Consider the following 23,490-nt stretch of genomic DNA (forward strand, 5'->3'; position numbering starts at 1 on the left):
TAGTGTTTTTGACGGGCGTTTTGCCGGCGCGTCTGCTTCAATGGCGACCATTGATCCTTTGCAGGGATGAGAGTGACTATGGAAATCTCCGGCAACACAGCTTTTTATGCGGGACTGAGCTCGATTCAGTCCGGGCAGAACCGCGTCGATCAGGCCGCCAGCCAGATCGCCAACAACACTATCGAACGTTCGGTGACCAGCCAGTCGTCCGAAGTGCAGGTAAATCGCCTGCGCGGTGTGGATCGCGCACAAGAATCGGATCTGGCGAGCAATATCGTCGAGCTGTCGCAGGGCAAGATCCAGGCAGAGTTGGGTGTGAAGGTGGCCAAGGCATCCGACGAAGTGCTCGGGACGATCATCGATACCTTCGCCTGAGCGAATTTGTTGTAGACCCCGAAACGCCGCGCCCTGTCGCGGCGTTTTTCGTTTAAGTCCTTCTTGCTCAACTAATCTTTTTACAACGCCCGTGGCTTATATCAAATCGCGGCGATTTGTCGTCTCCGGCATTTGCAAAGTCTGATGACGAACGGCAAAAGAACGATGCTTGACAAGATTTCGGCGTAAACGTATGTTTCAAACAACTGTTTGACCGTCACAACAATTCAACACGGTCGTTCATTCCCGGTTACATCAGCAGAGGTTTATCGCTATGCCTGACTACAAGGCCCCCTTGCGTGATATTCGCTTCGTTCGTGACGAACTGCTCGGCTACGAAGCGCACTATCAGAGCCTGCCAGCGTGCGCAGACGCCACGCCGGACATGGTTGACGCCATCCTCGAGGAAGGCGCCAAGTTTTGTGAGCAGGTACTGGCGCCGCTGAACCGCGTGGGCGACATCGAAGGCTGCACCTGGAGCGAGTCCGGCGTGAAAACCCCGACTGGCTTCAAAGAGGCGTACAAGCAATTCGTCGAAGGCGGCTGGCCAAGCCTGGCGCACGACGTTGAGCACGGCGGTCAGGGCCTGCCTGAGTCGCTGGGTCTGGCGGTGAGCGAAATGGTCGGCGAAGCCAACTGGTCGTGGGGCATGTACCCAGGTCTGTCGCACGGTGCGATGAACACCATCTCCGAGCACGGCACCCCAGAGCAGCAGGAAGCCTATCTGACCAAACTGGTCTCCGGCGAATGGACCGGCACCATGTGCCTGACCGAACCGCACTGCGGCACCGACCTGGGCATGCTGCGCACCAAGGCCGAGCCTCAGGCCGACGGTTCCTACAAAGTTTCCGGCACCAAGATCTTCATCTCGGCCGGCGAACACGACATGGCCGATAACATCGTCCACATCGTACTGGCGCGTCTGCCGGATGCTCCGGCTGGCACCAAAGGCATCTCGCTGTTCATCGTTCCAAAGTTCCTGCCAAACGCCGATGGCACCATTGGCGCGCGCAACGCAGTGAGCTGCGGTTCGCTGGAACACAAGATGGGCATCCACGGCAACGCCACTTGCGTGATGAACTTCGACGGCGCCACCGGTTACCTGATCGGCCCGGCGAACAAAGGTCTGAACTGCATGTTCACCTTTATGAACACCGCTCGCCTCGGTACCGCACTGCAAGGTCTGGCTCACGCCGAAATCGGCTTCCAGGGCGGTCTGAAATACGCTCGTGATCGCCTGCAAATGCGCTCGCTGACTGGCCCGAAAGCACCGGACAAGGCCGCTGACCCGATCATCGTCCACCCGGACGTGCGCCGTATGCTGTTGACCATGAAGGCGTTCGCCGAAGGCAATCGCGCGATGGTCTACTTCACTGCGAAGCAGGTCGACATCGTCAAATACGGCGTTGATGAAGAAGAGAAGAAGAAGGCCGACGCACTGCTGGCGTTCATGACCCCGATCGCCAAAGCGTTCATGACCGAAGTCGGTTTCGAAGCCGCCAACCACGGCGTGCAGATCTACGGCGGCCACGGCTTCATCGCCGAGTGGGGCATGGAGCAGAACGTTCGCGACAGCCGCATTTCGATGCTGTACGAAGGCACCACCGGCATCCAGGCCCTCGACCTGCTCGGCCGCAAAGTGCTGATGACTCAAGGCGAGGCTCTGAAAGGCTTCACCAAGATCGTCCACAAGTTCTGCCAGACCAACGAAGGCAACGAAGCCGTCCAGGAATTCGTCGCGCCGCTGGCTGCACTGAATAAAGAGTGGGGCGAGCTAACCATGAAGGTCGGTATGGCTGCCATGAAAGATCGCGAAGAAGTCGGCGCGGCCTCCGTGGATTACCTGATGTACTCCGGTTATGCCTGCCTGGCCTACTTCTGGGCAGACATGGCACGTCTGGCTGCGGAAAAACTGGCTGCCGGCACCAGCGACGAGGCGTTCTACACCGCCAAGCTGCAAACCGCGCGCTTCTACTTCCAGCGCATCCTGCCGCGTACCCGTACGCACGTGGCCACTATGCTGTCGGGTGCTGGCAACCTGATGGACATGAAAGAAGAAGACTTCGCACTGGGCTACTAAGCCTTAACGCAGTCTGACGAAAACCGCTGCTCCCGTTAGGGGGCAGCGGTTTTTTTGTTTGTGGATCGCTCAGATAGTCGAGCTTCCGGCCGTTACAGAGACCGTGTGTGATCTGGATCACATTGTATGGGCTTGGCCGCACTTTGCAGGCACAATGCCATCTCTTTGCTATGACGGGTCGGAGCTTACCCTTGCCGCGTTCTTCCGCTGTGCGTTTCAGCCATTTCCTGCCATCACTGCTGTTATTGCTTGCGGGGCTGGCGGCTGCGTACGTCAAAGACCTCAGCGTATTCTTCACATCGCTGTTCAACGTCCTGCCGACATTGGTTCTGCTCCTCGGTGGCGCGTATTGCGCGGTGTATCGACGTCAGCGCGAACTGTTTCTGATGCTCACGGTGTACATCGCCTACTTTCTGCTGGACACCCAGACAGATTTCTACCGCGACAACGGCAAGGTCCGCGAAGACGCTGCGGTGGTGTTTCATCTGGTCTGCCTGCTGCTGCCGTTGTTGTTCGGATTATTCGCCGCATGGCAGGAACGTACCCATCTGTTTCAGGACATGGTCGCGCGCTTTGCCGTGCTGCTGGCATTTGGCAGCGTGGCGCTGGGACTGGAGCAAAGTTACCCACAGGCGCTGCTGCTGTGGTTGTCGGAGATCCGCTGGCCGGCGCTGCATGGGGCATGGATGAGTCTCATCCAGTTGTCCTATCCGGTGTTCATCTCGGCCTTCCTGCTTCTGGCCTGGCAATACTGGCGCAACCCGCGCCCGTTGCACGCGGCGCAACTGGTTGGCTTGCTCGGTGTGTTCTGGATGCTGCCGAAGACCTTCATTCTGCCGTTCACCCTGAACATCATGTGCAGCCAGGTGATGCTGATGATCGCCGCCGCCGTTGCGCATGAGGCTTACCAAATGGCCTTCCGCGACGAGCTCACCGGCCTGCCGGGACGACGTGCGCTCAACGAACGCATGCAGCGACTGGGGCGCAACTATGTGCTGGCGATGAGCGACGTCGATCATTTCAAGAAATTCAACGACACCCATGGCCACGATGTCGGTGACCAGGTGCTGCGCCTGGTCGCCAGCAAACTGTCGAAAATCAGCGGTGGCGGTAGGGCGTATCGCTACGGCGGTGAGGAATTTGCCTTGGTGTTCGCAGGCAAGACCCTTGAGGAGTGCATGCCGCACCTGGAAGTGATCCGTGAATCGATTGCGTCTTACAGCATTCAGTTACGCAACCAGGAAAACCGCCCGCAGGATGATCAGCAAGGTCGCCAGCGCCGTAGCGGTTCTGGGGCTTCGGCGGTGTCGGTGACGGTGAGTATCGGCGTCGCCGAACGTGTCGAGCAGCGCACCCCTGAAGAAGTGCTCAAGTCCGCCGACCAGGCGTTGTACAGCGCCAAGGGCGCCGGGCGTAACTGCGTCATGGCGTTCGGGCAGAACCGCCGTGGCGCGGTGCGCATGGACGCTGCTGCGGGTTGAGTGATGACGGCGCATTCAGCGCCTGCACAGTGATTGTCGCGCGTGGTGGCCAGCAGTAGGTTGAACAAATCTGCTGACGGAGAAGCCACCATGCCCGAGTACAAAGCTCCCCTGCGCGACATGCGCTTTCTGATCGATCACGTCTTCGACTTCCACTCCAGCTACGCCAGTCTCGGCGCGCATGACGCCAGCCCGGACATGATCAGCGCGATCCTCGAAGAAGGCGCGAAGTTCTGCGAGAACGTTCTGGCACCGCTCAATCGCAGCGGCGACGAAGAGGGCTGCCATTTCGACAACGGCGTGGTGACAACGCCTACAGGCTTCAAGCAGGCCTTCGCACAATATGTCGAGGGCGGCTGGCACGGTTTGGCGGCTGATCCGGCTTACGGTGGCCAAGGGTTGCCGAGTTCGCTGGGGCTGGTGATCAGTGAAATGGTCGGCTCCAGCAACACGTCCTGGGGCATGTACCCCGGCCTGACCCACGGCGCGATGTCGGCGATCCACGCCCACGGTACCGCCGAGCAGAAAGACACCTATCTGAGCAAACTCACCGCTGGCCAGTGGACCGGCACCATGTGCCTGACCGAAGCCCACTGCGGCACTGATCTGGGCATCATCAAGACTCGCGCGGTGCCACGGGCCGACGGCAGCTACGCGATCACCGGCAGCAAGATTTTCATCTCCGCCGGCGAGCATGACCTGAGCGACAACATCATCCATCTGGTCCTGGCCAAGCTGCCGGACGCACCGGCCGGAACCAAGGGCATTTCCCTGTTTATCGTGCCCAAGTTTCTGCCCGATGCAGCAGGCGAAGCGGGTGAGCGCAACGGCGTTTCCTGTGGCTCGATCGAGCACAAGATGGGCATCAAGGCTTCTGCTACGTGCGTGCTGAATTTCGATGCCGCCACGGGTTACTTGATCGGCGAGCCGAACAAGGGCCTCAACTGCATGTTCACCATGATGAACCATGCGCGGCTTGGTACTGGCATGCAGGGGCTGTGTCTGGGCGAGGCGAGTTTTCAGGGCGCGATCAAGTACGCCAATGACCGCCTGCAGATGCGCGCGCTGACCGGCGCCAAGGCCCCGGAAAAACCTGCCGATCCGATCATCGTCCACCCCGATGTGCGGCGCATGTTGCTGACCATGAAAGCCTTCAACGAAGGCAACCGCGCGCTGACCTATTTCACCGCGCAGATGCTCGACGTCGCGCACCTGAGCAGCGACGCCGAGGCGCGTCAGGAGGCTGAAGACCTGTTGGCGTTCCTCACGCCGATCTGCAAGGCGTTCATGACCGACACCGGGCTGGAAGTGACCAATCACGGCATGCAAGTATTCGGCGGCCACGGCTTCATTCGTGAGTGGGGCATGGAGCAAATGGTGCGCGATTGCCGGATTGCGCCGATCTATGAGGGCACCAACGGCATTCAAGCGCTGGACCTGCTTGGGCGCAAGGTGCTGGGCAGTCAGGGCAAGCTGCTGCGCGGCTTTACCAAAATCGTCCACAAGTTCTGCGCAGCGAACGCCGAACATGCGCAGCTGGGCCGCTTCGTCGCGCAACTCAATGGGCTCAACCAACAGTGGGGCGATCTGACCATGAAGGTCGGCATGGCGGCCATGAAGAACCCGGACGAAGTCGGTGCTGCGTCGGTGGATTATCTGATGTACAGCGGCTACATCATCCTGGGCTACCTGTGGCTGCGCATGGCGTTGGTTGCTCAGGCACAGCTGGAGGCGGGCGAGGGTGAGGCTGATTTCCTCAAGGGCAAACTGGCGACGTGCGAGTTCTACTTCAAGCGCTTGCTGCCGCGTACGGCTGCGCATCAGGCGGCGATCGAGGCGGGGAGTGATTGTTTGATGAATCTGCCGGCGCAGGCGTTTGCTTTGTAGAGCAGATCGAAAGATCGCGGCGATCTTTTTCCGGTGACCAAAAATAACAAATCAGTCACCGGTTGACCCTATGTGTCGCAAAAGTTGTTGAGGTACACTCCGGATCAACGAAAACATCATTCCACGAACCACCTGTTTAGATCTTGCGAGGTTTGCCATGGCTGACTACAAAGCGCCGCTGCGCGATATGCGCTTCGTCCTCAATGAAGTGTTCGAAGTCGCCAAACTCTGGGCCGAGCTGCCGGCGCTGGCCGAGACCGTCGACGCCGAAACCGTTGAAGCGATTCTCGAAGAGGCCGGCAAGGTCACCAGCAAAAGCATCGCGCCACTTAGCCGTGCCGCTGACGAGGAAGGTTGCCATTGGGCGGACGGTGCCGTCACCACGCCGGCCGGTTTCCCACAGGCCTATCAGACTTATGCTGAAGGCGGTTGGGTCGGTGTTGGTGGCGATCCGGCCTACGGCGGCATGGGCATGCCCAAAGCCGTGTCGGCGCAGGTCGAAGAAATGGTCAACTCCGCCAGCCTGGCGTTCGGTCTGTACCCGATGCTGACCGCCGGCGCCTGCCTGTCGATCAATGCCCACGCCAGTGAAGAACTGAAAGCTGCGTACCTGCCGAACATGTACGCCGGCATCTGGGCCGGTTCCATGTGCCTGACCGAGCCGCACGCCGGCACCGACCTGGGCATCATCCGCACCAAAGCCGAACCTCAGGCCGACGGTTCCTACAAGGTCAGCGGCACCAAGATCTTCATCACCGGCGGCGAGCACGACCTCACCGAAAACATCATTCACCTGGTACTGGCCAAGCTGCCTGACGCGCCGGCCGGTCCAAAAGGCATTTCGCTGTTCCTGGTGCCGAAGTTCATGGTCAATGCCGACGGCAGCCTCGGTGCGCGTAACCCGGCCAACTGTGGCTCGATCGAGCACAAGATGGGCATTCAGGCCTCGGCGACCTGCGTGATGAACTTCGACGAAGCCGTGGGTTATCTGGTCGGCGAGCCGAACAAAGGCCTGGCCGCAATGTTCACCATGATGAACTACGAGCGCCTGGGCGTTGGTATTCAAGGCCTGGCCACGGGCGAGCGCTCTTATCAGAACGCTGTTGAATACGCGCGCGATCGTCTGCAGAGTCGTTCGCCGACCGGTGCGAAGAACAAGGACAAGGTCGCTGACCCGATCATCGTCCACCCGGACGTGCGACGCATGCTGCTGACGATGAAAGCCTCGAACGAAGGCGGCCGTGCGTTCTCCACGTATGTGGCGATGCAACTGGACACCGCCAAGTTCAGTGAAGACGCGACCACCCGCAAGCGCGCGGAAGATCTGGTGGCGTTGCTGACGCCGGTAGCGAAAGCCTTTCTGACCGACCTGGGTCTGGAAACCACTGTCCACGGCCAGCAGATTTTCGGCGGCCACGGCTACATCCGCGAGTGGGGCCAGGAGCAACTGGTGCGTGACGTGCGCATCACCCAGATCTACGAAGGCACCAACGGTATTCAGGCGCTGGACCTGGTCGGGCGCAAGATCGTTGGCAGTGGCGGCGCGTTCTACCAGCTGTTCGCTGACGAGATCCGCCATTTCACCGCAACCGCCAGTGCTGATCTGGGCGAGTTCACCAAGCCGTTGAACGATGCCGTCGACACCCTCGACGAGCTGACCGCGTGGCTGCTGGACCGGGCGAAAAACAATCCGAACGAAATCGGCGCGGCCTCGGTCGAATATTTGCAAGCGTTCGGCTACACCGCTTACGCCTACATGTGGGCGTTGATGGCCAAAGCCGCGCTGGGCAAGGAAGCGCAGGAGGATTTCTATGCGAGCAAGCTGGGCACCGCGCGCTTCTATTTCGCCCGCCTGCTGCCGCGTATCCACTCGTTGAGCGCGTCGGTCAAAGCCGGTAGCGAATCGCTGTTCCTGCTGGATGCGGCACAGTTTTGATCCTGTAGACGTCATGTAAGCATTTGCTTACGTGACGTGCTGCTGTTCTCCCATATCCGTATATTGGATCCACGGCTAATCTACATTTCATGGACGTCGCGCAGGAAGCGCAAAGTAAACAACACGGACACGTAGGATTCTGCCAGGGTGGCGGAGTGAAATGGATGTCAGGGAAACAGTCTGCAAAGCCCCGCTTCGGCGGGGTTTTCTTTTGCCTGAAGAAAAGTTTCAGGCGAGCGGATCGAGGGGCTGCTTGGTTTCGCGATCGATCACCTCTTCAAGCAATGTCCGCAGCAATGCCAACGAGGCCTGCTGGCGTTGCACATCACGGCACACCAGGCCAACTTGCAACGGCACCCGTGGTTCGCTCAGCGGTTTCCATAGCAGATCTTCATCGTCATATTCCTTTTGCGAACGTCCCGGCAGCACCGTTGCCAGCCTGGTGTGCGGCAGGCTATCGAGAATCCCCAGCATAGTGTTCAACTCGGCCTGCACCTGCGGGCGTCGTCCGAGGCTGGTCAGTTGTGCCTGCCAGATCTGTCGGATCTGGAACTCTTCGCCGAGCAGCAACATGGGCAGCTCAGCAGCCTGGCGCATCGAGACCTTCTTGAACTCGCGCAAGGGATGGTCCGCCGGGATGACCAGCGTCAGTTCATCTTCGTACAGCAACACACCGTGCAGACCGGGTTGGCGCGGTGGCAGATAGCTGATGCCGATGTCCAGGGAACCATTGAGCAGACGCCGTTCGATTTCCAGCCCGGTCAGTTCATAGATTTGTACCACCAGATGCGGCTGCGCCTTGCGCACACGCTCGAGCATCTGCGGCACAAGGCTGGTGTGCACCGTTTGCAACACACCGATCGCCAGTGTGCGCAGTGCCTGACCCTTGAAACTACCCAACGCCTCGCGCGCCCGCTGCAAGCCATCGAGCAATGGCAACGCGTGGTTGTACAGCGTATGCGCAGCGAGGGTCGGCAGCAGGCGTTTACTGCTGCGTTCGAACAGGGTTACGTCGAGGTTCTGCTCCAGCTGACGGATCTGTTGCGACAGCGCCGGTTGCGAGATCGACAAGCGCTCAGCCGCACGGCCGACATGGCCTTCTTCGTAGACCGCGACGAAATAACGCAGTTGTTTGAAATCCATAAGTAGCGCTTATCGAAATGGCTGAGAAATCGAAATGGCCTGAAGCCGTTTGCGCGCCTAGTCTAACCGCATTCACAAGGCTTGCAGGGCCAGAAAGCGTGACGAATTCCATTTGCTTCGTTCGTGATTACATAGGCAGTTCAAAAAACCTCCAGCGAGGTTTTTCCGCATGAATATGTTCAGTTTGCGGCGCCAGACGCCGAGTCTGGATGACCTCTGCTTCGAGGCGGGGCCATCCGCTATGACCGACCATCTCAATGCCCAACGCCTGATGCCCAGCGTCGATCGGCCGCAACAAGTGTTCGTTCGCGGCCAGGGTTCCTGGCTGTGGGACAGCAACGATCGCGCCTACCTCGACTTTTCCCAGGCCGGCGGCGCCAACAGCCTTGGCCACAGCCCCACGGCGCTGGTCAAAGCCATCGCCAATCAGGCCCAGGCGCTGATCAATCCATGCTTCAATCTGCGTAATCGCGGCATGCTCAGCCTCGCCGAACGTTTGTGCGCCAGCACGTCCAGCGAACAGGCGTATCTGCTCAACAGTGGCAGCGAGGCTTGTGAGGCGGCGATCAAACTGGCGCGCAAATGGGGGCAGCTGCATCGCGGCGGCGCCTCGCGGATCATCATGGCTGAGCAGGGTTGTCATGGCCGCAGTCTGGCGACGATTGATCGAGTGCCATTCAACGACTTGCCGGCGCTGCATGCGGCGGTGGACGCGCAGACCGTGGCGATCATGCTGGAGCCGATCCAGAGCGATGCCGGGGTCATTCCCGCGACCGAGCATTACCTCAAAGGGGTCGAACGACTGTGCCGTGAACTGGGCATTCTGCTGATTCTCGACGAAGTGCAGACCGGTATCGGCCGCTGCGGCAGCTTGCTCGCCGAACAGTCCTACGGCATTCGCGCCGATATCGTCGTGCTCGGCAAAGGCCTTGGCGGCGGCTTGCCATTGGCGGCTTTGCTGGCGCGGGGCACGGCCTGCTGTTTCGGCGTTGGCGAATTGGGCGGCACTCATCACGGTAATGCACTAATGACGGCGGCCGGTCTGGTAGTGCTCGACAGCATCCATGACCGCAGCTTTCTCCAGCAGGTTAACGACAGCGGCCAGCATTTGCGCGAAGGCCTTGCGCGACTGGCGCACCGCTACGGCCACGGCGAGTTGCGCGGCCAAGGCCTGTTTTACGGGTTGACGCTGTCCGAGGAATGCGCCGACGCCGTCGTCCATGCCGCACTTCACGAAGGCCTGATATTGAACGCCGCGCAGCCTGACTGCCTGCGCTTCACCCCGGCCCTCACTGTCAGCAAAGCCAACATCGACGAAATGCTCCTGCGCCTGGGCCGCGCCTTCTCGCGAGTGCGCACCGCCCAAGTGCAATGTCGCAAGGGCATTGCCGTGTGAGCTGAGCAGCCCCAACCGATTACTCGAACCGTCTCGCGGTATAACGCACGCCCCACGCCTGATTCTTTTGGCGTAGGGCGTTTTTTTGTGGCCGGGTTTTACAGACGTGATTTAGAGCTTGAGGGATCGTACCGTGGATGGTCTTTTAGAGAATGCCAGCAAGGGATGCGGCTACGGCCTGATCGGTATCACCGAAAAAGCCGTTTTGCGATCTGTACCACTAGGTGGTATGTTTTTGGAAGGGATACCTATGCCATTGAGGCTGTTCAAGACCAAACGCTTCGCCCTCCAGGCCAGTAGGGCGTGGATCACAGATGAAGAGTTGCAAGAGGCGTTTCACCAGATGCTTCAGGGACAGGCGGACAATCTTGGCGGAGGCGTGTGGAAGAAGCGCTTGAAGGCGAACCGTCACCGTTCGATTGTTTTGGCAAAAGGTGGACGTCACTGGATCTACCAAGTGCTTTTCGCCAAGCAGGATCAAAGCAATATCACGCCAACAGAATTGAAGGATTTACGTAAATTGGCAAAGGTCTATGCGCAACTGACTGAAGCGCAGATCAGCGACTTGTTGGCGATGAAGGAGTTTGTGGAGATATGTCATGAGTAAGAAATTCAAAAGTGAAGTTTTTGAATCGATACACGAATCAGCCGGGGCGTTGCTTGCTGTCGGAGCAATAAACAAGGCAACGATGCGAGAATTCGATGACTCCTGTCTGGCATCGGTTCCCTTAGCGATCCCGGCTGAGGAGATCAAGGCGCTACGCGAGCGAAACAAGGTCAGCCAACCGGTATTTGCACGCTATCTCAACACAAGTGCATCCACGGTGAAGCAGTGGGAATCGGGTGACAAACATCCCAGCGGTATGGCGCTCAAACTACTGAGCATCGTACAAAAACATGGGTTGAAAATTCTCGCTTGAGCCTGACAAGCTATTGCACTGAACCCTGACGAACGGCGCGTGTCGATTAGCTTGTATGGCTCAAGTGAGCCAACCCCCATTCAGGAGCTGCCCCATGGATTTCATTCGTATCATCATCGCTATTCTGTTGCCGCCACTGGGCGTGTTTCTGCAGGTCGGGTTTGGCGGGGCGTTCTGGCTGAACATTCTGCTGACGTTGTGCGGCTACATTCCGGGGATCGTGCATGCGGTGTATATCATCGCCAAGCGCTGAGTCCGCTAGCGCAACTTAGATAGCTTTCGCGAGCAGGCTCGCTCCCACACTGGATCTGTGGTGTACACAAGTCCTCTGTGGGAGCGAGCCTGTTCGCGAAGGGCGCAACACAGTTTTCAGTCAACCAGCCCCATCACTCGCCGATAAAACGTCCACTCCTGCTCCAGCGCATGTGCCTGGTTGGCCGCGCGGCGGAAGCCGTGGCGTTCGTCAGGGTAGTAATGCGCTTGGACCGGGACGCCGTTGTGCTCCAGCGCCGCGACCATGTCGCGGGTCTGTTGCGGCACGACCACCGCGTCCAGTTCACCCTGAAAGAAAATCACCGGCACGCGAATGTTATCGGCGTGCAGCAATGGCGTGCGGGCGGCATAGCGTTCGGCATCTCGCTCGGGATCGCCGATCAGCCAGTCCAAATAATCGCCCTCGAACTTGTGCGTTGCGCGAGCCAACGCGACCGGATCGCTGACGCCGTAGAGGCTGGCGCCTGCGCGGAAAACCTGTCTGAACGCCAGCGCACAAAGCGTTGTGTAGCCACCCGCACTGCCACCGCGAATGAACGCGCGGTCGCCATCGATCAAGCCCTGTCCGGCGAGATGGCTGACCACCGCGCAGGCATCCTCGACATCCACCTCGCCCCAGCGCAGATGCAGCGCTTGGCGATATTCGCGACCATAGCCACTGCTGCCGCGATAGTTGAGGTCGGCGACAGCAAAGCCGCGCTGCGTCCAGTATTGGATGCGCGGGTCGAGTATCGGATAGCACGCCGACGTCGGGCCGCCGTGGATAAACACCACCAGCGGCGGTTTTGCTTCACCGCTCATGGCCGGGTAAAAGAAACCGTGCGCCTCGCCGGAGCCGCTCGGATAACGCAAGGTCTGCGGACGGCTGATGCGTTCGGCAGGCAATGGAGCCACGCCGCCAGCGAGGATTTTCACGGCATGCGACACACGATCAATGGCGATCACTGCCGACGGGCTGGTCGGCGATGCAGCGATGCAATAGATGAATTGTTGATCCATCGCCAAGTGGCGGAAGCGGCTGTAGTCACCGCTGAAATCTTCACTTCCAAGGGCCAGGCGACCGAAACCACCCTCGCTCCAACTGGCTAAAAATTGATCACCGACAGGCAGCCACGTGCAGCCGCCTAGCTGCCACGGCGCGGGCGCGTGATCGGCCGCGGCACTCGGTAGCGCGTGCAAGCCATCGGACGTTTCGCCCCACGGCTGCCAGTAGCCGCCACGGTCCGTCAGGCAACAGAGCCGCCCATCAGCGTCGAATCGCGGCTGCTGGATCGACTCCTCGATCTGCTCACCGGCAACACAGCGAGGCGCAGAAAAATCGCCTTGCGCGACCATCAAGCGCGTCGAGGTCCACGGCTGATGCGGGCGACTCCACTCGATCCACGCCAGCCGCTGGCCATCGGGGCTGAGCGTTGGTGACGCATAAAAATCCGCACCCTCGGCCAGCACCTGTCGCGTACCGGTCGCCAGATCAATTGCCACCAGGCGATGCCGATCCTGCTGCTCTTCAACCGCCAATACCCGGCCAGCGGCGAATTGCAGATCGCCGTAGCGGCAGTCAGTCGACGTCAGCGCAACCGGCTCGCCATCCAGCGCCTGCCGATACATCTGCTGATCCGCTTCATTGACGAAAACCACCCCGTCAGGCGCCAGACAAAACGCACCACCGCCATATTCGTAAACGCGGCTACGCACGCTGAAACCGTCCGGCGTCAGACGTTTCGCTGCGCCATCGCGCCAATGCCAGATTCGGCACGCGGCATCCTCGGGGCGGTATTCATTCCAGAACACGCCATGGGCGCCGAGCTGCAGTTCGGCGAAGTCGGTTCCGGCGGCGACGGCCTGGGCGGCGCTGAAAGGCTCAGCCCTTGGCGATGAGGCGTGAGTTTCGTTCATTGCGAAAGGCCAATTGTTCGATGGTTTGAGTGGCGGTCTCGGCTTCTTCGCGGGCCTTGAGGATCACGCCGTGATGTTCGGACTTGCTGCACACCGGGTCGGCATTACTGGCGTCGCCGGTGAGCATGAACGCCTGGCAGCGGCAGCCGCCGAAGTCTTTTTCTTTCTCGTCGCAAGAGCGGCACGGCTCGGGCATCCAGTCGTAACCGCGAAAACGGTTGAAGCCGAACGAGTCATACCAGATGTGTTGCATGCTGTGATCGCGCACGTTGGGAAACTGCACCGGCATCTGGCGGGCACCATGGCAGGGCAGGGCGGTGCCGTCCGGGGTGACGGTCAGGAAGATGCTGCCCCAGCCGTTCATGCAGGCTTTCGGGCGTTCTTCGTAATAGTCCGGAGTGACGAAAATCAGCTTGCACGGATGCCCTTCGGCTTCCAGCCTGGCCCGGTATTCGTTGGTGATGCGTTCGGCGCGCACCAGTTGCTCCCTGGTCGGCAGCAGGCCAACACGGTTGAGCTGCGCCCAGCCGTAGAACTGGCAAGTGGCGAGTTCGACGAAGTCGGCCTCCAGCGCAATGCACAGTTCGATAATGCGGTCGATCTTGTCGATGTTGTGCCGATGGGTGACGAAGTTCAGCACCATCGGATAGCCGTGGGCCTTGACTGCGCGAGCCATTTCCAGCTTTTGCGCAAAGGCCTTTTTCGAACCGGCGAGCAGGTTGTTCACTTGCTCGTCGCTGGCCTGAAAACTGATCTGGATGTGATCGAGCCCGGCCTTTTTGAAGTCGCTGATTTTCTGCTCGGTCAGGCCAATGCCGGAGGTGATCAGGTTGGTGTAGAAACCCAGCTGCCGCGCTTCATGGATCAGTTCGGCCAAGTCCTGACGCACCAGCGGTTCGCCCCCGGAAAAGCCCAATTGCGCCGCGCCCATCTCCCGCGCTTCGCGGAACACCTTGATCCATTGCTCGGTGGTCAGCTCTTTGCCCTGCTCGGCGAAATCCAGTGGGTTCGAGCAATACGGGCATTGCAGCGGGCAGCGGTAGGTCAGCTCGGCGAGCAACCAAAGGGGCAGGCCGACTTCAGGTTTCGGCGGTACTTGCACTGACGAATCAGGCAAGTTCGATCCAGTGCTGCGCACGGGCAACCTCCATGAATTGCTCGATGTCGTCACCGAGCTCGGGCACGCCGGGGAACTGCTCGTCGAGTTTGGCAATGATCGCCGCGACATCGCGTTCACCATCAATCAAGCCGCCGATCAGTGCGGCGCTGTCGTTGAGTTTGATCATGCCTTCAGGGTAGAGCAGCACGTGACCCTTTTGCGCCGGCTCGTATTGGAAGCGATAGCCCGGGCGCCAGCTCGGCACTTTGCTGCGGTCGAAACTCATAAGATGATTCCTTTATGCCAGACCCGTTGTTCGGTCACGCTGTGATACGGCGGACGGTTCAGTTCGTAGGCCATGCTCATGGCATCGAGCATGCTCCAAAGAATGTCCAGTTTGAACTGGAGAATTTCCAGCATGCGCTCCTGGCCTTCGCGGGTCTTGTAGTGCTCGAGGGTGATCGCCAGCCCATGTTCGACGTCACGCCGCGCCTGACCGAGGCGGGTGCGGAAATATTCATAACCGGCCGGGTCGATCCATGGGTAATGCTGCGGCCAACTGTCCAGACGCGACTGGTGGATCTGCGGCGCGAACAGTTCGGTCAGCGAGCTGCTGGCGGCCTCCTGCCAACTGGCGCGACGGGCGAAGTTGACGTAGGCATCGACGGCGAAACGCACGCCGGGCAGCACCAGTTCCTGGGAGCGCAATTGGTCCGGGTCGAGGCCAACAGCCTGGCCCAGACGCAGCCAGGCTTCGATGCCGCCATCTTCACCGGGTGCGCCGTCGTGGTCGAGCAGGCGCTGAATCCACTCGCGGCGGATTTCCCGATCCGGGCAATTGGCGAGGATCGCTGCGTCCTTCAGGGGAATGTTCACCTGATAGTAGAAGCGGTTGGCGACCCAGCCCTGAATCTGCTCGCGGGTCGCGCGGCCTTCGTACATCGCCACGTGGTAAGGGTGGTAGATGTGGTAGTAGGCGCCCTTGGCGCGCAGGGCCGCTTCGAATTCGGCGGGGGACAGCGGGGTGTCGGTCATGTCTGTTCTCCGGAAACAACCCTGGAAATCTCTGGTGTCTGTCAGGACGTCATCGCTGGCAAGCCAGCTCCCACAGGTTTTGTGTACGGCACAGATCCAGTGTGGGAGCGAGCTTGCTCGCGAAGAGGCCGGTCGCTACAACACAATACTCATGCCGTCGTACGCTACTTCAACGTCACGCCGCGCCAGTTCGGCACGCTCCGGCGAATCCTCGTCGAGGATCGGGTTGGTGTTGTTGATGTGGATAAGTACCTTGCGCTGCTCGGGCAACTGCTCCAGCACTTCGAGCATACCGCCGGGGCCGTTCTGCGCCAGATGGCCCATCTCGCGACCGGTGCGGGTGCCGACGCCACGGCGCTGCATTTCATCGTCATCCCACAGCGTGCCGTCGACCAGCAGGCAATCGCTGCCCGCCATGATTTCCAGCAACGGCGCATCGACCTTGCCCAGTCCCGGCGCGTAGAACAGCTTGCCGCCAGTGTTGAGGTCTTCAACGATCAAACCGATGTTGTCGCCCGGATGCGGATCGAAACGGTGCGGTGAATACGGCGGCGCGGCGCTGCGCAACGGCAACGGGGTGAAACGCAGATTCGGGCAGGCGGCTACGGTGAAGCTCTGGTCGAGCTCGATACGGTTCCAGTCCAGCCCGCCGTTCCAGTGGGTGAGCATCTTGAACAGGGGAAAACCGGTGCTCAGGTCTTCGTGAACCATGTCCGTGCACCACACCTGATGCGGGCAGCCTTCGCGCAGACTGAGCAGGCCGGTGGTGTGGTCGATCTGGCTGTCCATCAGGATGATCGCGCTGATGCCGGTGTCGCGCAGCGCCCGGCCCGGTTGCATCGGGGCGAAGCTTTGCAGTTGCGCGCGGATGTCCGGCGAGGCATTGCACAACACCCAGTTCACGCCGTCATCGGAAATGGCGATGGACGATTGGGTGCGGGCCTTGGCGTTCAGGCTGCCGTCGCGAAAACCTGCGCAGTTGACGCAGTTGCAGTTCCACTGCGGAAAACCGCCACCGGCGGCCGAACCCAGAATCTGGACGAACATGAACGCTCCATCATTTCAACGCGGAAAATAAAACGCCTCGGCGAGCCGAGGCGTTGCACTGCGATTCTGCCTAGGCAGAACTCAGCGGCTGGCGAAGTACATGGTGACTTCGAAGCCGATACGCAGGTCGGTGTAAGCAGGTTTGGTCCAGGCCATGAGATGTCTCCTTCTGAGGGTTGGGATAGCGCTATCCATAGTTATAGTCCACGGTAGCGCGGTGATGTTCCAATTAGTTAGGCGGCTATGTTACTCAAAATTTCAACGCCGTGACCCGTGAATCTTTGAGAAAGCTCCTTGCAGCCTCGGTAATGATCAGTTTGCCGCTTGCCACGGTGTGCCCGGCATCGATTCATTGGCCAGGCAATGCCAGCCACCCTCGGCATTGATCAGGCGCTGCGCAGCGGCCAGCAAAGCCTGGCGATCGAGTTGCCGGATCGCCGTGACCAACTGCTCCCGGTAATCCGACGAATGGCCGGCAAGCTTGCCTTGCCAGAGGTGTTCGGCGGCATCCTTGGTGGACAGTGTGGTGTCGTCGAACTGATCGGCGAGGCTTTGACGCTGTTGCTCGAGGTTTGCTTCATCGAGCGTTTCGATCAACGCGGGAATGCTGTTGAAGAACTCCTGCATGTATTCGAGCAACTTGCCCGCCGGGTTCGTCGGCGATTGCACGCCAAAGACAATCGCGGTCATGCCGTGCAACTGACGCAGCGCGCTGAACACGGCGTACCCCAATTGCAGTTCGACGCGCAGGCGCTGATAGAAAGGCGTCTGGCACAACTGAGCCACAAGGCGCCACGCCGCTTCGTCAGCAATATCGCGGCTGGCTGTCGGGCAGATCAGCAGCAACGCGTGTTCGCTGGAGGCGGCGTTGATCTGGCTCCAGTGGTACTGGGCTTGGGTGATCGGTATCTGCGGTAGCTGATTGTCCGGTGTGCCGGGAATGCGGCTCAGCGCCAGGCCCAAGGCTGATTGGGTTTGTTGGTTAAGGCCTAGAGCGAGGCCGTCCCAGCGCGAAGTTGTCCACAGCTGATTGGCGTCATCGCTGGTTTCAATCGTGGGCAGGGATTTCTCTGGCAACGCTTCGAGTAGTTGGCGGATCGGCATCGACGGTATCTGCACCTCGTCGCGCGGCGAATCGGCGCCGATCATCGTCAGACATTTCAGCGCATGCTCGAGGATGCTGGGCATCGGTTCCTGTAGTCCGGTCATTTTCAGCAGGCATTGGTTGCCTGCGGCGCTGAAAGACAAGTCCACTCCGGCTTCGGACGCATCCTGTCGGGTCTGGCGCAGACTGCGCTGCAATCTTGAGCGCAGATCGGCGCTGGCCGCCGTCTCGACCTGCCAGCGCAGGTAAATCGCGCCCTCATCGCTGTTGTCCGGCAGCGCCTGGCTGAACTGCATCGGCGATCGCTCGCGACGACTGCGCGAGCGATCCTGGGCGAAGGTGCGCAGGCCACGGTGGGCGCTGGTCTGGCCGCGAATCAGCCCGGCGTTGGCCAGCGGTTCACTGGCGCGCAAGAAAGGATTCGCGGCGGGCAGATGCCAATGATCGCTGAAGTTATCCACAACGCCGATTTCGCGAAGGATGTGCTCAAGTGCGGCAGCGCCGGATTCGGACAGGCCGAATGCTTGCTGCTCGATGTCGGTTCGCGCCAGTTGCAATGCGCCGCTGACTTGCTGCTGGCGCTGAAGCAGGGCGGCGTATTCCTCGCGCAACGGCGTCCAGTCCTGACGGGCGAAGAAGCTCAGCCAGTCCAGCAGGTGTTCGCGAATGGTATCCAGGCGGTCGCCGCCAGCATTGAATTGAAGATGCAGCAGCGCTTGGCCGGCGAACTGGTAGAGCGGCGTGGCTTTCAGGCTGTCAGCCAGATTCTGTTGATGCAGGTATGCGAGCAATCCACCAGGTTTTGCGCTATTCAACCAATGACAGAGAAAAGCCATCGCCTCGGCGGATGACTCGGGCAACGCGTCGAAAGCGAATAACAGGTTCGAGTGAGCGCCGACCTGTTGATAACTTTTCACTGCCAACGGTGGCGGTGCGGCCTGGGCAACTTTATCCCCAACCGGCAACGCCGCTGCGAATTGCTGCGCCAGCTCCCGAAGCTCATCGATACTTTGCGGCCCGACCAGACTGAGGGTCATTTGCCCGGTTCGATAAAAGCGCTGATGGAAATCTTTCAGCGCCGACTGAAACCCAGGCGATTCGACCTGCAAGCTGTCCCGATTGCCCGCATGAAAACCGCGCAGCGGATGCTCCGCTGGTAAACCTTCATACAAGGCAAACTGCTGTTGCGCTGTCGGATCCTGCGACCAGGCGACAAACTCCGCCTGCAGCACTTCCCGTTCACGCAGTTGATCGTCCAGATTCATCCGTGGCCGGGCGAGCATGTCTGACAGACGCTCGAGCCCCGCGCTGAAGGACGACACAGGCAACTCGAAGAAAAAGTCCGTGGTGCGCTCGCGGGTGCTGGCATTCACCTGCCCGCCGTGACGTTGCACGTAGGCCATCAGCCCTTCGTCTGTGGGAAAACGCTCGGTGCCGAGAAACAGCAAGTGCTCAAGAAAGTGCGCCAGCCCCGGCCATGCCACCGGCACGTCATGGCTGCCGGCCGCCACGCGCAACGCGGCAGCGCTGCGCTTGAGACCGGGCACGTGGTGCAGGTTCACGCGCAGGCCGTTGGCCAGGGTTTCAGAGTGGGGGCGGAGATGAGTCGGCGCGGGCATGGGCACTTCCAGAACAATGAAGTGCTCATGCTAGCGGATTAGCGGCGGTTGAGCGCGCCGTAAAGCTCCGGGCGGCGATCGCTGAGATAGCGATTGGCCTGACGTGAGTCGTTCATCAATTGGCGGTCCAGTTCACCGACGATCAACGCTTCGTCCAGACCTGCCAGGGCGATGCGGCTGCCGTCCGGCGCGGCAATGCTGCTTTGCCCACAGTACTGAATATCGCCTTCATGGCCGCAGTAATTGGCGTAAGCCACGTAGCACTGATTTTCGAAGGCGCGGGCACGCACGGTGACATCGGCAACGAAATCGAACGGAATCATGTTGGCCGTCGGCACCACGATCAGCTCGGCGCCGGTCAAGGCCAGGCGCCGCGCGTTTTCCGGAAACTCCAGGTCGTAGCAGATCAGGAAGCCGAGCTTCCAGCCGTTCAATTCAACCACCGGCAAATCGGAGTCACCGGGGCTGAACATCGACCGGTCGAGGTCGCCGAACAGGTGTGACTTGCGGTAATTGCACAGGCGCTCGCCATGGGCGTCGATCAGTTGCACGGCGTTGTAGATCTGACCGTCGGCGGTGCGCTCCGGATAACCGTAAACGATCGCCAGACCCGCAGCCTTGGCAATCCGGCCGATCTGCTGCGCCCATTCACCGTTGTAGACCTCGGCCAGCGTGCCGACCGCTTCGGCGCCGATGTTGTAGCCGGTCATGAACATCTCCGGCAGCACCAGCAGATCGGCGCCCTTGGCCTCCATCGCTACTTGATGCAGGCGATGCAGGTTGGCGGCGGGGTCCAGTGGCAGCGGTGGACATTGGTAAACGGCTACGCGCATCGGGGAATCCTCTTACTCGGGCAGGGCGATAGGGCCGATGTCTTTGAACACATCACCCGGTCCCGGGTTCTCTTTATGTGTGGATCCGCCGAAATGTTTCATGATGCCCCACACCGCGTTGAGCGAAGTCTGCACTGCGCCTTCGACCCACGCCGGTGTCCACGACACGTCGTCGCCGGCGATGAAAATCCCGCGCTGCTCGGCCGGCATGTCGTCCTGCATGAAGTGCGCGTACATGCGCTGGTTGTAGCGGTAATGGCCGGGCAGGGCGCCTTTGAAGGCACCGAGGAAATACGGATCGGCTTCCCACGACACGGTGATCGGATCGCCGATGATCCGCGCGGCGATGTCGACTTTCGGGTAGATCTTCTTCAGCGCGTTCAACGCCAGCTCAACACGTTTCTCCACCGGATGCGGGAGCATTTTCAACGCGTCGCTCATCCACGAGTACGACAGGCAGATCACCCCCGGCTTGTCGTCGCCGTTGTCGAACAGATAGGTGCCACGGGTCAGGCGATCGGTGAGGGTCATGCTCATCACGTCGCGGCCGGTCTCCGGATCCTTGTCCTTCCAGAATGGCCGGTCGACCATCACGAAGGTTTTCGACGACTGCATGTAGCGCGTGCGGTCGAGGGCCATCCACATCTTCTGCGAGAACAGGGTTTCATCGCATTCGATCTGAGTGGTCAGCAGCCAGCTCTGGCAGGTTGTCAGGACGGCGGCGTATTCGCGGGTGTCACCGTTGTTGTCGGTAACGGCGAAACGGCCCTCCGGTGCGTGAGCAATTTTCTTCACGCCGGAACGCGGCGCGCCACGGTGCAGGGATTTCAGGCTGGTGCCGGCCGGCCAGTGCACACAGCGCTCCGGCACATGGCGCCAAATGCCCTGTGGCACCTGCTCGACGCCACCGACCACCAGGTGTTGGTGATCGTCGCAATTGGTCATCACCACGCGGAAGATTTCCAGCATCGAATTGGGGAAGTCCGAATCCCAGCCGCCGGTGCCGAAACCGACCTGGCCGAACACTTCGCGATGCTGGAACGACAATTTGGCGAAGGCCTTCGAGGTGGCGACGAAGTCGTAAAAGGTCCGGTCGTCCCACAGCGGCACCAGCTTGTTCCACAGCTCTTTCAGGCGCGGCACATCGCGATCGCGAATGGCTTGCTGGATGTCGGAGAACTGCGAACCGGCTTCCAGCGCATCTGCCCAGGCGTCAGCGACTTCCTGGAACAATGCAGGAAGATCCTTCAGGCTTTCGGCGTAATAGGTTTCGCCTTCCAGATCGATCACGGTACTGCCCGAAGCACCGGTCAGCGGGTTGGGGAAAGGCTTGGTTTCGAGGCCGAGCTTGTCCACGTAGTGATAGAACGCCGTGGAGGACACTGGAAAGCGCATGCCGCCAAGCTCCGCGACGATGGCGTCGGTACCGTTGAAGGCTTGCGAGCGCAGACGACCGCCGAGTTTCGACGCCTCGTACACCACCGGTTTCAAACCGAGTTTCATCAGTTCATACGCAGCCACCAGACCGGCAATGCCCGCCCCGACAATCGCCACCTCAGCGCCATGGTGCTGCTCGGGAATGCTCCCCAGGCCGGCGGGATGCTCGATCCAGTCGTCAAACGCGAACGGAAAGTCCGGACCGAAAATGGTGACAGGTTTTTTTCCGTCTGCAGGATGGCGGTTGTTCTTGTTCATGGCTGACCTTGTTGGTGACCCGACGCAGGGTTCGCGTCTGAGTATAGGAAAAGATGTCAGCCATTCTAGGGAGCGTGGAGCGCGTTAATAAGGCGCAATGTGTCGTCATTTTGCATGATTATTGTGCAGATTGACGATTGCAGGCTGCATACCGACCAAAGTGTGGGAGCGAGCCTGCTCGCGAAGAGGCTCTGAAATTCACCCGAGAAGCTCGATCAAAATCTTAAACCGGCTGCCCCCGATCTATCTTGCTACTCAGAATGATCGACGTCGTGGTCTTCTCCACCCCATCGACGCTGCCAATCTGATCCAGCAACTGATCGAGCTGCTCCGGCGAGTCGGTGCGCAACCACGCCACATAATCAAACTCGCCACTCACTGCACACAACTGCTGCACCTGCGCCATCGCACTCAGGCGCCGCAGCACGTCCTTGCCGGAACGCGGCTGCACCTTGATCCCGACGTAGGCCTGCAAGCCACCATCGACCACACGCTGACCAAGACGCACGCCATAACCGGTGATCACTCTGGCCTTTTCCAGCCGGGCCAGGCGCGACGTCACCGTCGTGCGAGCAATGCCTAGCTGACGGGCGAGCATGGCCACGCTTTCGCGGGCGTTGATTTGCAACGCGGCGATTAGCTGGCGGTCGATTTCGTCGAGGATGGGTTGGCGGGTGTCTGGCAAGGTGGGCTCCATTGGCGTTGAGTCGGAGGGAGGCGCACTTTACAGGCAAATAGGAAAGGCTTTTGCGCCATAGCAAAGTGGTCACTGATGAATTTGATGAAACAAATGTTCTGACAATTGATTTGACTTGTCTGCCCTGTTTCCCAAGAATGCCAACAAGAGCGCGAAATCTGCTGCCTTGCAGGGCATTAGCAGATGTAGGTACCTCAGCGATGCTGCAACATCGGTGTCAGGTGAGACCTCTTCATCCCATTTCCTGAGGATGCAAATATCAGGATTTAGATGTTACGGGCAGCCCGATGGCTGCCCTTTTTTTGTCCGTAAGAATGTACCGCCTATACAAAAGCTCGCCTTTTCGATGCCTGTTCATGGCTCTCGCCGGAGCGTGCATAAAATTCCACAGAACGTGTCCATTCCGAATGTCTACAACCACAAGCATGTCATTTTTTGCCTCATAGGCATTGATGAATGCCACGCGGTGTCCGCCGTTATCGTATCGGACTTTCCATATTTCAAAGGGTCCCGTTAAGGTATCGATAGCGTGTCGAACATAGCGCTCGCGCGAGTCCGGGCGTTTTTCAACGATGTGGGCCAGTTTGTCTCTCGCAACCGCAACGTTTCCAATCGGCGTCAGGATCGTGACGGCCATAACAGACTCATCGATGAATCCGAAGTATTCCAAGAGTATTCCCAAGGCACCCGCTGCATCGTCAGCCCTTTTTATTTCTGTGATTGCGGCTGATCGAAGTTCTTTTGAGAGTGTTCTCAAGTCGGGTAGGGCAAGATCGATCCAGGTTGCTTGGTCGGCTGCTTCGCTGATTGTTGGAGCAGCATTCATGAGCATGGAAACAATCCTGGGCGGCGATGGCGTCAGGAGATTAATTGCTCGCAGGAAAGCCTCACAAGGCTGCAAACGTCCCGGAAGCATCGCTTCAGAATGATCCTACAGATAGCGCAGCCTTCTTCCTGGGTCGGAATTAGCCAG

General features: G+C 59.7%; 21 protein-coding genes. 9 read left to right on the plus strand and 12 right to left on the minus strand.

From position 1 onward, the window contains the following. The first annotated feature begins 78 nt into the window (after window positions 1–78). The 5 genes from ASG55_RS11640 (at window position 79) to ASG55_RS11660 (ending at window position 7,759) form a co-directional block, all read left to right on the plus strand. Window positions 79–375 (plus strand): hypothetical protein, encoded by a 297-nt coding sequence (locus ASG55_RS11640; RefSeq protein WP_016772865.1) that lies wholly within the window; start codon window positions 79–81, stop codon window positions 373–375. 274 nt (window positions 376–649) lie between these two features. Further along, entirely contained in the window at window positions 650–2,455 is a 1,806-nt protein-coding gene (locus tag ASG55_RS11645; protein ID WP_024014564.1) for a phenylacyl-CoA dehydrogenase, read from the plus strand. A 191-nt stretch (window positions 2,456–2,646) separates the two neighbouring features. Then, on the plus strand, window positions 2,647–3,936 hold the full coding sequence (locus ASG55_RS11650) for a GGDEF domain-containing protein (RefSeq protein WP_039757672.1): 1,290 nt from the start codon (window positions 2,647–2,649) through the stop codon (window positions 3,934–3,936). Window positions 3,937–4,026: 90 nt separating this feature from the next. Continuing rightward, window positions 4,027–5,823 carry an acyl-CoA dehydrogenase C-terminal domain-containing protein gene (locus ASG55_RS11655; RefSeq protein WP_056786622.1) on the plus strand — a complete coding sequence of 599 codons (1,797 nt, stop codon included), beginning with the start codon at window positions 4,027–4,029 and terminating at the stop codon, window positions 5,821–5,823. A 157-nt stretch (window positions 5,824–5,980) separates the two neighbouring features. Next, window positions 5,981–7,759 carry an acyl-CoA dehydrogenase C-terminal domain-containing protein gene (locus ASG55_RS11660; RefSeq protein ID WP_056786627.1) on the plus strand — a complete coding sequence of 593 codons (1,779 nt, stop codon included), beginning with the start codon at window positions 5,981–5,983 and terminating at the stop codon, window positions 7,757–7,759. Between the two features lie 228 nt (window positions 7,760–7,987). Here ASG55_RS11660 and ASG55_RS11665 read toward each other — a convergent pair whose 3' ends face one another. Next, window positions 7,988–8,902: a LysR family transcriptional regulator gene (locus tag ASG55_RS11665; protein WP_056786630.1), complete on the minus strand. Its 915-nt coding sequence runs from the start codon at window positions 8,900–8,902 to the stop codon at window positions 7,988–7,990. Window positions 8,903–9,071: 169 nt separating this feature from the next. Here ASG55_RS11665 and ASG55_RS11670 point away from each other — a divergent pair, with 169 nt between their 5' ends. The 4 genes from ASG55_RS11670 (at window position 9,072) to ASG55_RS26315 (ending at window position 11,471) form a co-directional block, all read left to right on the plus strand. Continuing rightward, entirely contained in the window at window positions 9,072–10,298 is a 1,227-nt protein-coding gene (locus ASG55_RS11670; RefSeq protein ID WP_056786633.1) for an aspartate aminotransferase family protein, read from the plus strand. A 250-nt stretch (window positions 10,299–10,548) separates the two neighbouring features. Further along, window positions 10,549–10,905 (plus strand): type II toxin-antitoxin system RelE/ParE family toxin, encoded by a 357-nt coding sequence (locus ASG55_RS11675; RefSeq protein WP_056786636.1) that lies wholly within the window; start codon window positions 10,549–10,551, stop codon window positions 10,903–10,905. Beyond that, window positions 10,898–11,218: a helix-turn-helix domain-containing protein gene (locus ASG55_RS11680; protein ID WP_039757682.1), complete on the plus strand. Its 321-nt coding sequence runs from the start codon at window positions 10,898–10,900 to the stop codon at window positions 11,216–11,218. Before ASG55_RS11675 ends, ASG55_RS11680 begins: the two co-directional genes overlap by 8 nt. 94 nt (window positions 11,219–11,312) lie before the next feature. Then, window positions 11,313–11,471 (plus strand): YqaE/Pmp3 family membrane protein, encoded by a 159-nt coding sequence (locus ASG55_RS26315; protein ID WP_003228885.1) that lies wholly within the window; start codon window positions 11,313–11,315, stop codon window positions 11,469–11,471. Window positions 11,472–11,587: 116 nt separating this feature from the next. On the opposite strand, the gene ASG55_RS11685 is transcribed toward ASG55_RS26315, so the two are convergent. The 11 genes from ASG55_RS11685 to ASG55_RS26925 all read right to left on the minus strand — a co-directional run bounded on the left by ASG55_RS11685 (window position 11,588) and on the right by ASG55_RS26925 (window position 23,349). Continuing rightward, entirely contained in the window at window positions 11,588–13,387 is a 1,800-nt protein-coding gene (locus ASG55_RS11685) for an alpha/beta hydrolase family protein (protein WP_056786638.1), read from the minus strand. Beyond that, window positions 13,353–14,525 carry a pyrroloquinoline quinone biosynthesis protein PqqE gene (pqqE, locus tag ASG55_RS11690; protein ID WP_056786640.1) on the minus strand — a complete coding sequence of 391 codons (1,173 nt, stop codon included), beginning with the start codon at window positions 14,523–14,525 and terminating at the stop codon, window positions 13,353–13,355. Before pqqE ends, ASG55_RS11685 begins: the two co-directional genes overlap by 35 nt. Further along, the gene (gene pqqD / locus ASG55_RS11695; RefSeq protein WP_056786642.1) at window positions 14,497–14,772 is read right to left on the minus strand and encodes a pyrroloquinoline quinone biosynthesis peptide chaperone PqqD; all 276 of its coding nucleotides are present in this window, start codon (window positions 14,770–14,772) and stop codon (window positions 14,497–14,499) included. Before pqqD ends, pqqE begins: the two co-directional genes overlap by 29 nt. Beyond that, window positions 14,769–15,521 (minus strand): pyrroloquinoline-quinone synthase PqqC, encoded by a 753-nt coding sequence (gene pqqC, locus ASG55_RS11700; RefSeq protein ID WP_039757691.1) that lies wholly within the window; start codon window positions 15,519–15,521, stop codon window positions 14,769–14,771. The genes pqqD and pqqC overlap by 4 nt, the downstream gene beginning before the upstream one ends. 135 nt (window positions 15,522–15,656) lie before the next feature. Next, complete coding sequence (gene pqqB / locus ASG55_RS11705; RefSeq protein ID WP_041476710.1) at window positions 15,657–16,568, minus strand: pyrroloquinoline quinone biosynthesis protein PqqB; 912 nt, start codon at window positions 16,566–16,568, stop codon at window positions 15,657–15,659. A gap of 81 nt (window positions 16,569–16,649) precedes the next feature. Next, entirely contained in the window at window positions 16,650–16,724 is a 75-nt protein-coding gene (gene pqqA, locus ASG55_RS26320; protein WP_003444522.1) for a pyrroloquinoline quinone precursor peptide PqqA, read from the minus strand. 156 nt (window positions 16,725–16,880) lie between these two features. After that, window positions 16,881–19,292, minus strand: coding sequence for a pyrroloquinoline quinone biosynthesis protein PqqF (gene pqqF, locus ASG55_RS11710; protein WP_056786644.1), 2,412 nt, complete (start codon window positions 19,290–19,292; stop codon window positions 16,881–16,883). 38 nt (window positions 19,293–19,330) lie between these two features. Further along, window positions 19,331–20,125, minus strand: a complete 795-nt coding sequence (locus ASG55_RS11715; RefSeq protein WP_056786645.1) for a carbon-nitrogen hydrolase family protein — start codon at window positions 20,123–20,125, stop codon at window positions 19,331–19,333. Between the two features lie 12 nt (window positions 20,126–20,137). Next, window positions 20,138–21,820 carry a flavin monoamine oxidase family protein gene (locus ASG55_RS11720; RefSeq protein ID WP_024014552.1) on the minus strand — a complete coding sequence of 561 codons (1,683 nt, stop codon included), beginning with the start codon at window positions 21,818–21,820 and terminating at the stop codon, window positions 20,138–20,140. 223 nt (window positions 21,821–22,043) lie between these two features. Continuing rightward, complete coding sequence (locus ASG55_RS11725; protein ID WP_041476707.1) at window positions 22,044–22,505, minus strand: Lrp/AsnC family transcriptional regulator; 462 nt, start codon at window positions 22,503–22,505, stop codon at window positions 22,044–22,046. Between the two features lie 271 nt (window positions 22,506–22,776). Next, window positions 22,777–23,349 (minus strand): PBECR2 nuclease fold domain-containing protein, encoded by a 573-nt coding sequence (locus ASG55_RS26925; protein ID WP_056786649.1) that lies wholly within the window; start codon window positions 23,347–23,349, stop codon window positions 22,777–22,779. Between the last annotated feature and the right edge of the window lie 141 nt (window positions 23,350–23,490).

This window comes from Pseudomonas sp. Leaf434, assembly GCF_001425545.1.
GTDB lineage: Bacteria > Pseudomonadota > Gammaproteobacteria > Pseudomonadales > Pseudomonadaceae > Aquipseudomonas > Aquipseudomonas siliginis.

Excerpts from the sequence above, each read along its gene's own strand:
- pqqF (WP_056786644.1), bottom strand. The coding sequence starts at position 19,292 with ATGCCCGCGCCGACTCATCTCCGCCCCCACTCTGAAACCCTGGCCAAC.
- ASG55_RS11675 (WP_056786636.1), top strand. The coding sequence starts at position 10,549 with ATGCCATTGAGGCTGTTCAAGACCAAACGCTTCGCCCTCCAGGCCAGT.
- pqqC (WP_039757691.1), bottom strand. The coding sequence starts at position 15,521 with ATGACCGACACCCCGCTGTCCCCCGCCGAATTCGAAGCGGCCCTGCGC.
- ASG55_RS26925 (WP_056786649.1), bottom strand. The coding sequence starts at position 23,349 with ATGCTCATGAATGCTGCTCCAACAATCAGCGAAGCAGCCGACCAAGCA.
- ASG55_RS11655 (WP_056786622.1), top strand. The coding sequence starts at position 4,027 with ATGCCCGAGTACAAAGCTCCCCTGCGCGACATGCGCTTTCTGATCGAT.
- ASG55_RS11645 (WP_024014564.1), top strand. The coding sequence starts at position 650 with ATGCCTGACTACAAGGCCCCCTTGCGTGATATTCGCTTCGTTCGTGAC.
- ASG55_RS11680 (WP_039757682.1), top strand. The coding sequence starts at position 10,898 with ATGAGTAAGAAATTCAAAAGTGAAGTTTTTGAATCGATACACGAATCA.
- pqqD (WP_056786642.1), bottom strand. The coding sequence starts at position 14,772 with ATGAGTTTCGACCGCAGCAAAGTGCCGAGCTGGCGCCCGGGCTATCGC.
- ASG55_RS11660 (WP_056786627.1), top strand. The coding sequence starts at position 5,981 with ATGGCTGACTACAAAGCGCCGCTGCGCGATATGCGCTTCGTCCTCAAT.
- ASG55_RS11640 (WP_016772865.1), top strand. The coding sequence starts at position 79 with ATGGAAATCTCCGGCAACACAGCTTTTTATGCGGGACTGAGCTCGATT.
- ASG55_RS11685 (WP_056786638.1), bottom strand. The coding sequence starts at position 13,387 with ATGAACGAAACTCACGCCTCATCGCCAAGGGCTGAGCCTTTCAGCGCC.
- pqqB (WP_041476710.1), bottom strand. The coding sequence starts at position 16,568 with ATGTTCGTCCAGATTCTGGGTTCGGCCGCCGGTGGCGGTTTTCCGCAG.
- ASG55_RS26315 (WP_003228885.1), top strand. The coding sequence starts at position 11,313 with ATGGATTTCATTCGTATCATCATCGCTATTCTGTTGCCGCCACTGGGC.
- ASG55_RS11665 (WP_056786630.1), bottom strand. The coding sequence starts at position 8,902 with ATGGATTTCAAACAACTGCGTTATTTCGTCGCGGTCTACGAAGAAGGC.
- ASG55_RS11720 (WP_024014552.1), bottom strand. The coding sequence starts at position 21,820 with ATGAACAAGAACAACCGCCATCCTGCAGACGGAAAAAAACCTGTCACC.
- ASG55_RS11715 (WP_056786645.1), bottom strand. The coding sequence starts at position 20,125 with ATGCGCGTAGCCGTTTACCAATGTCCACCGCTGCCACTGGACCCCGCC.
- ASG55_RS11670 (WP_056786633.1), top strand. The coding sequence starts at position 9,072 with ATGAATATGTTCAGTTTGCGGCGCCAGACGCCGAGTCTGGATGACCTC.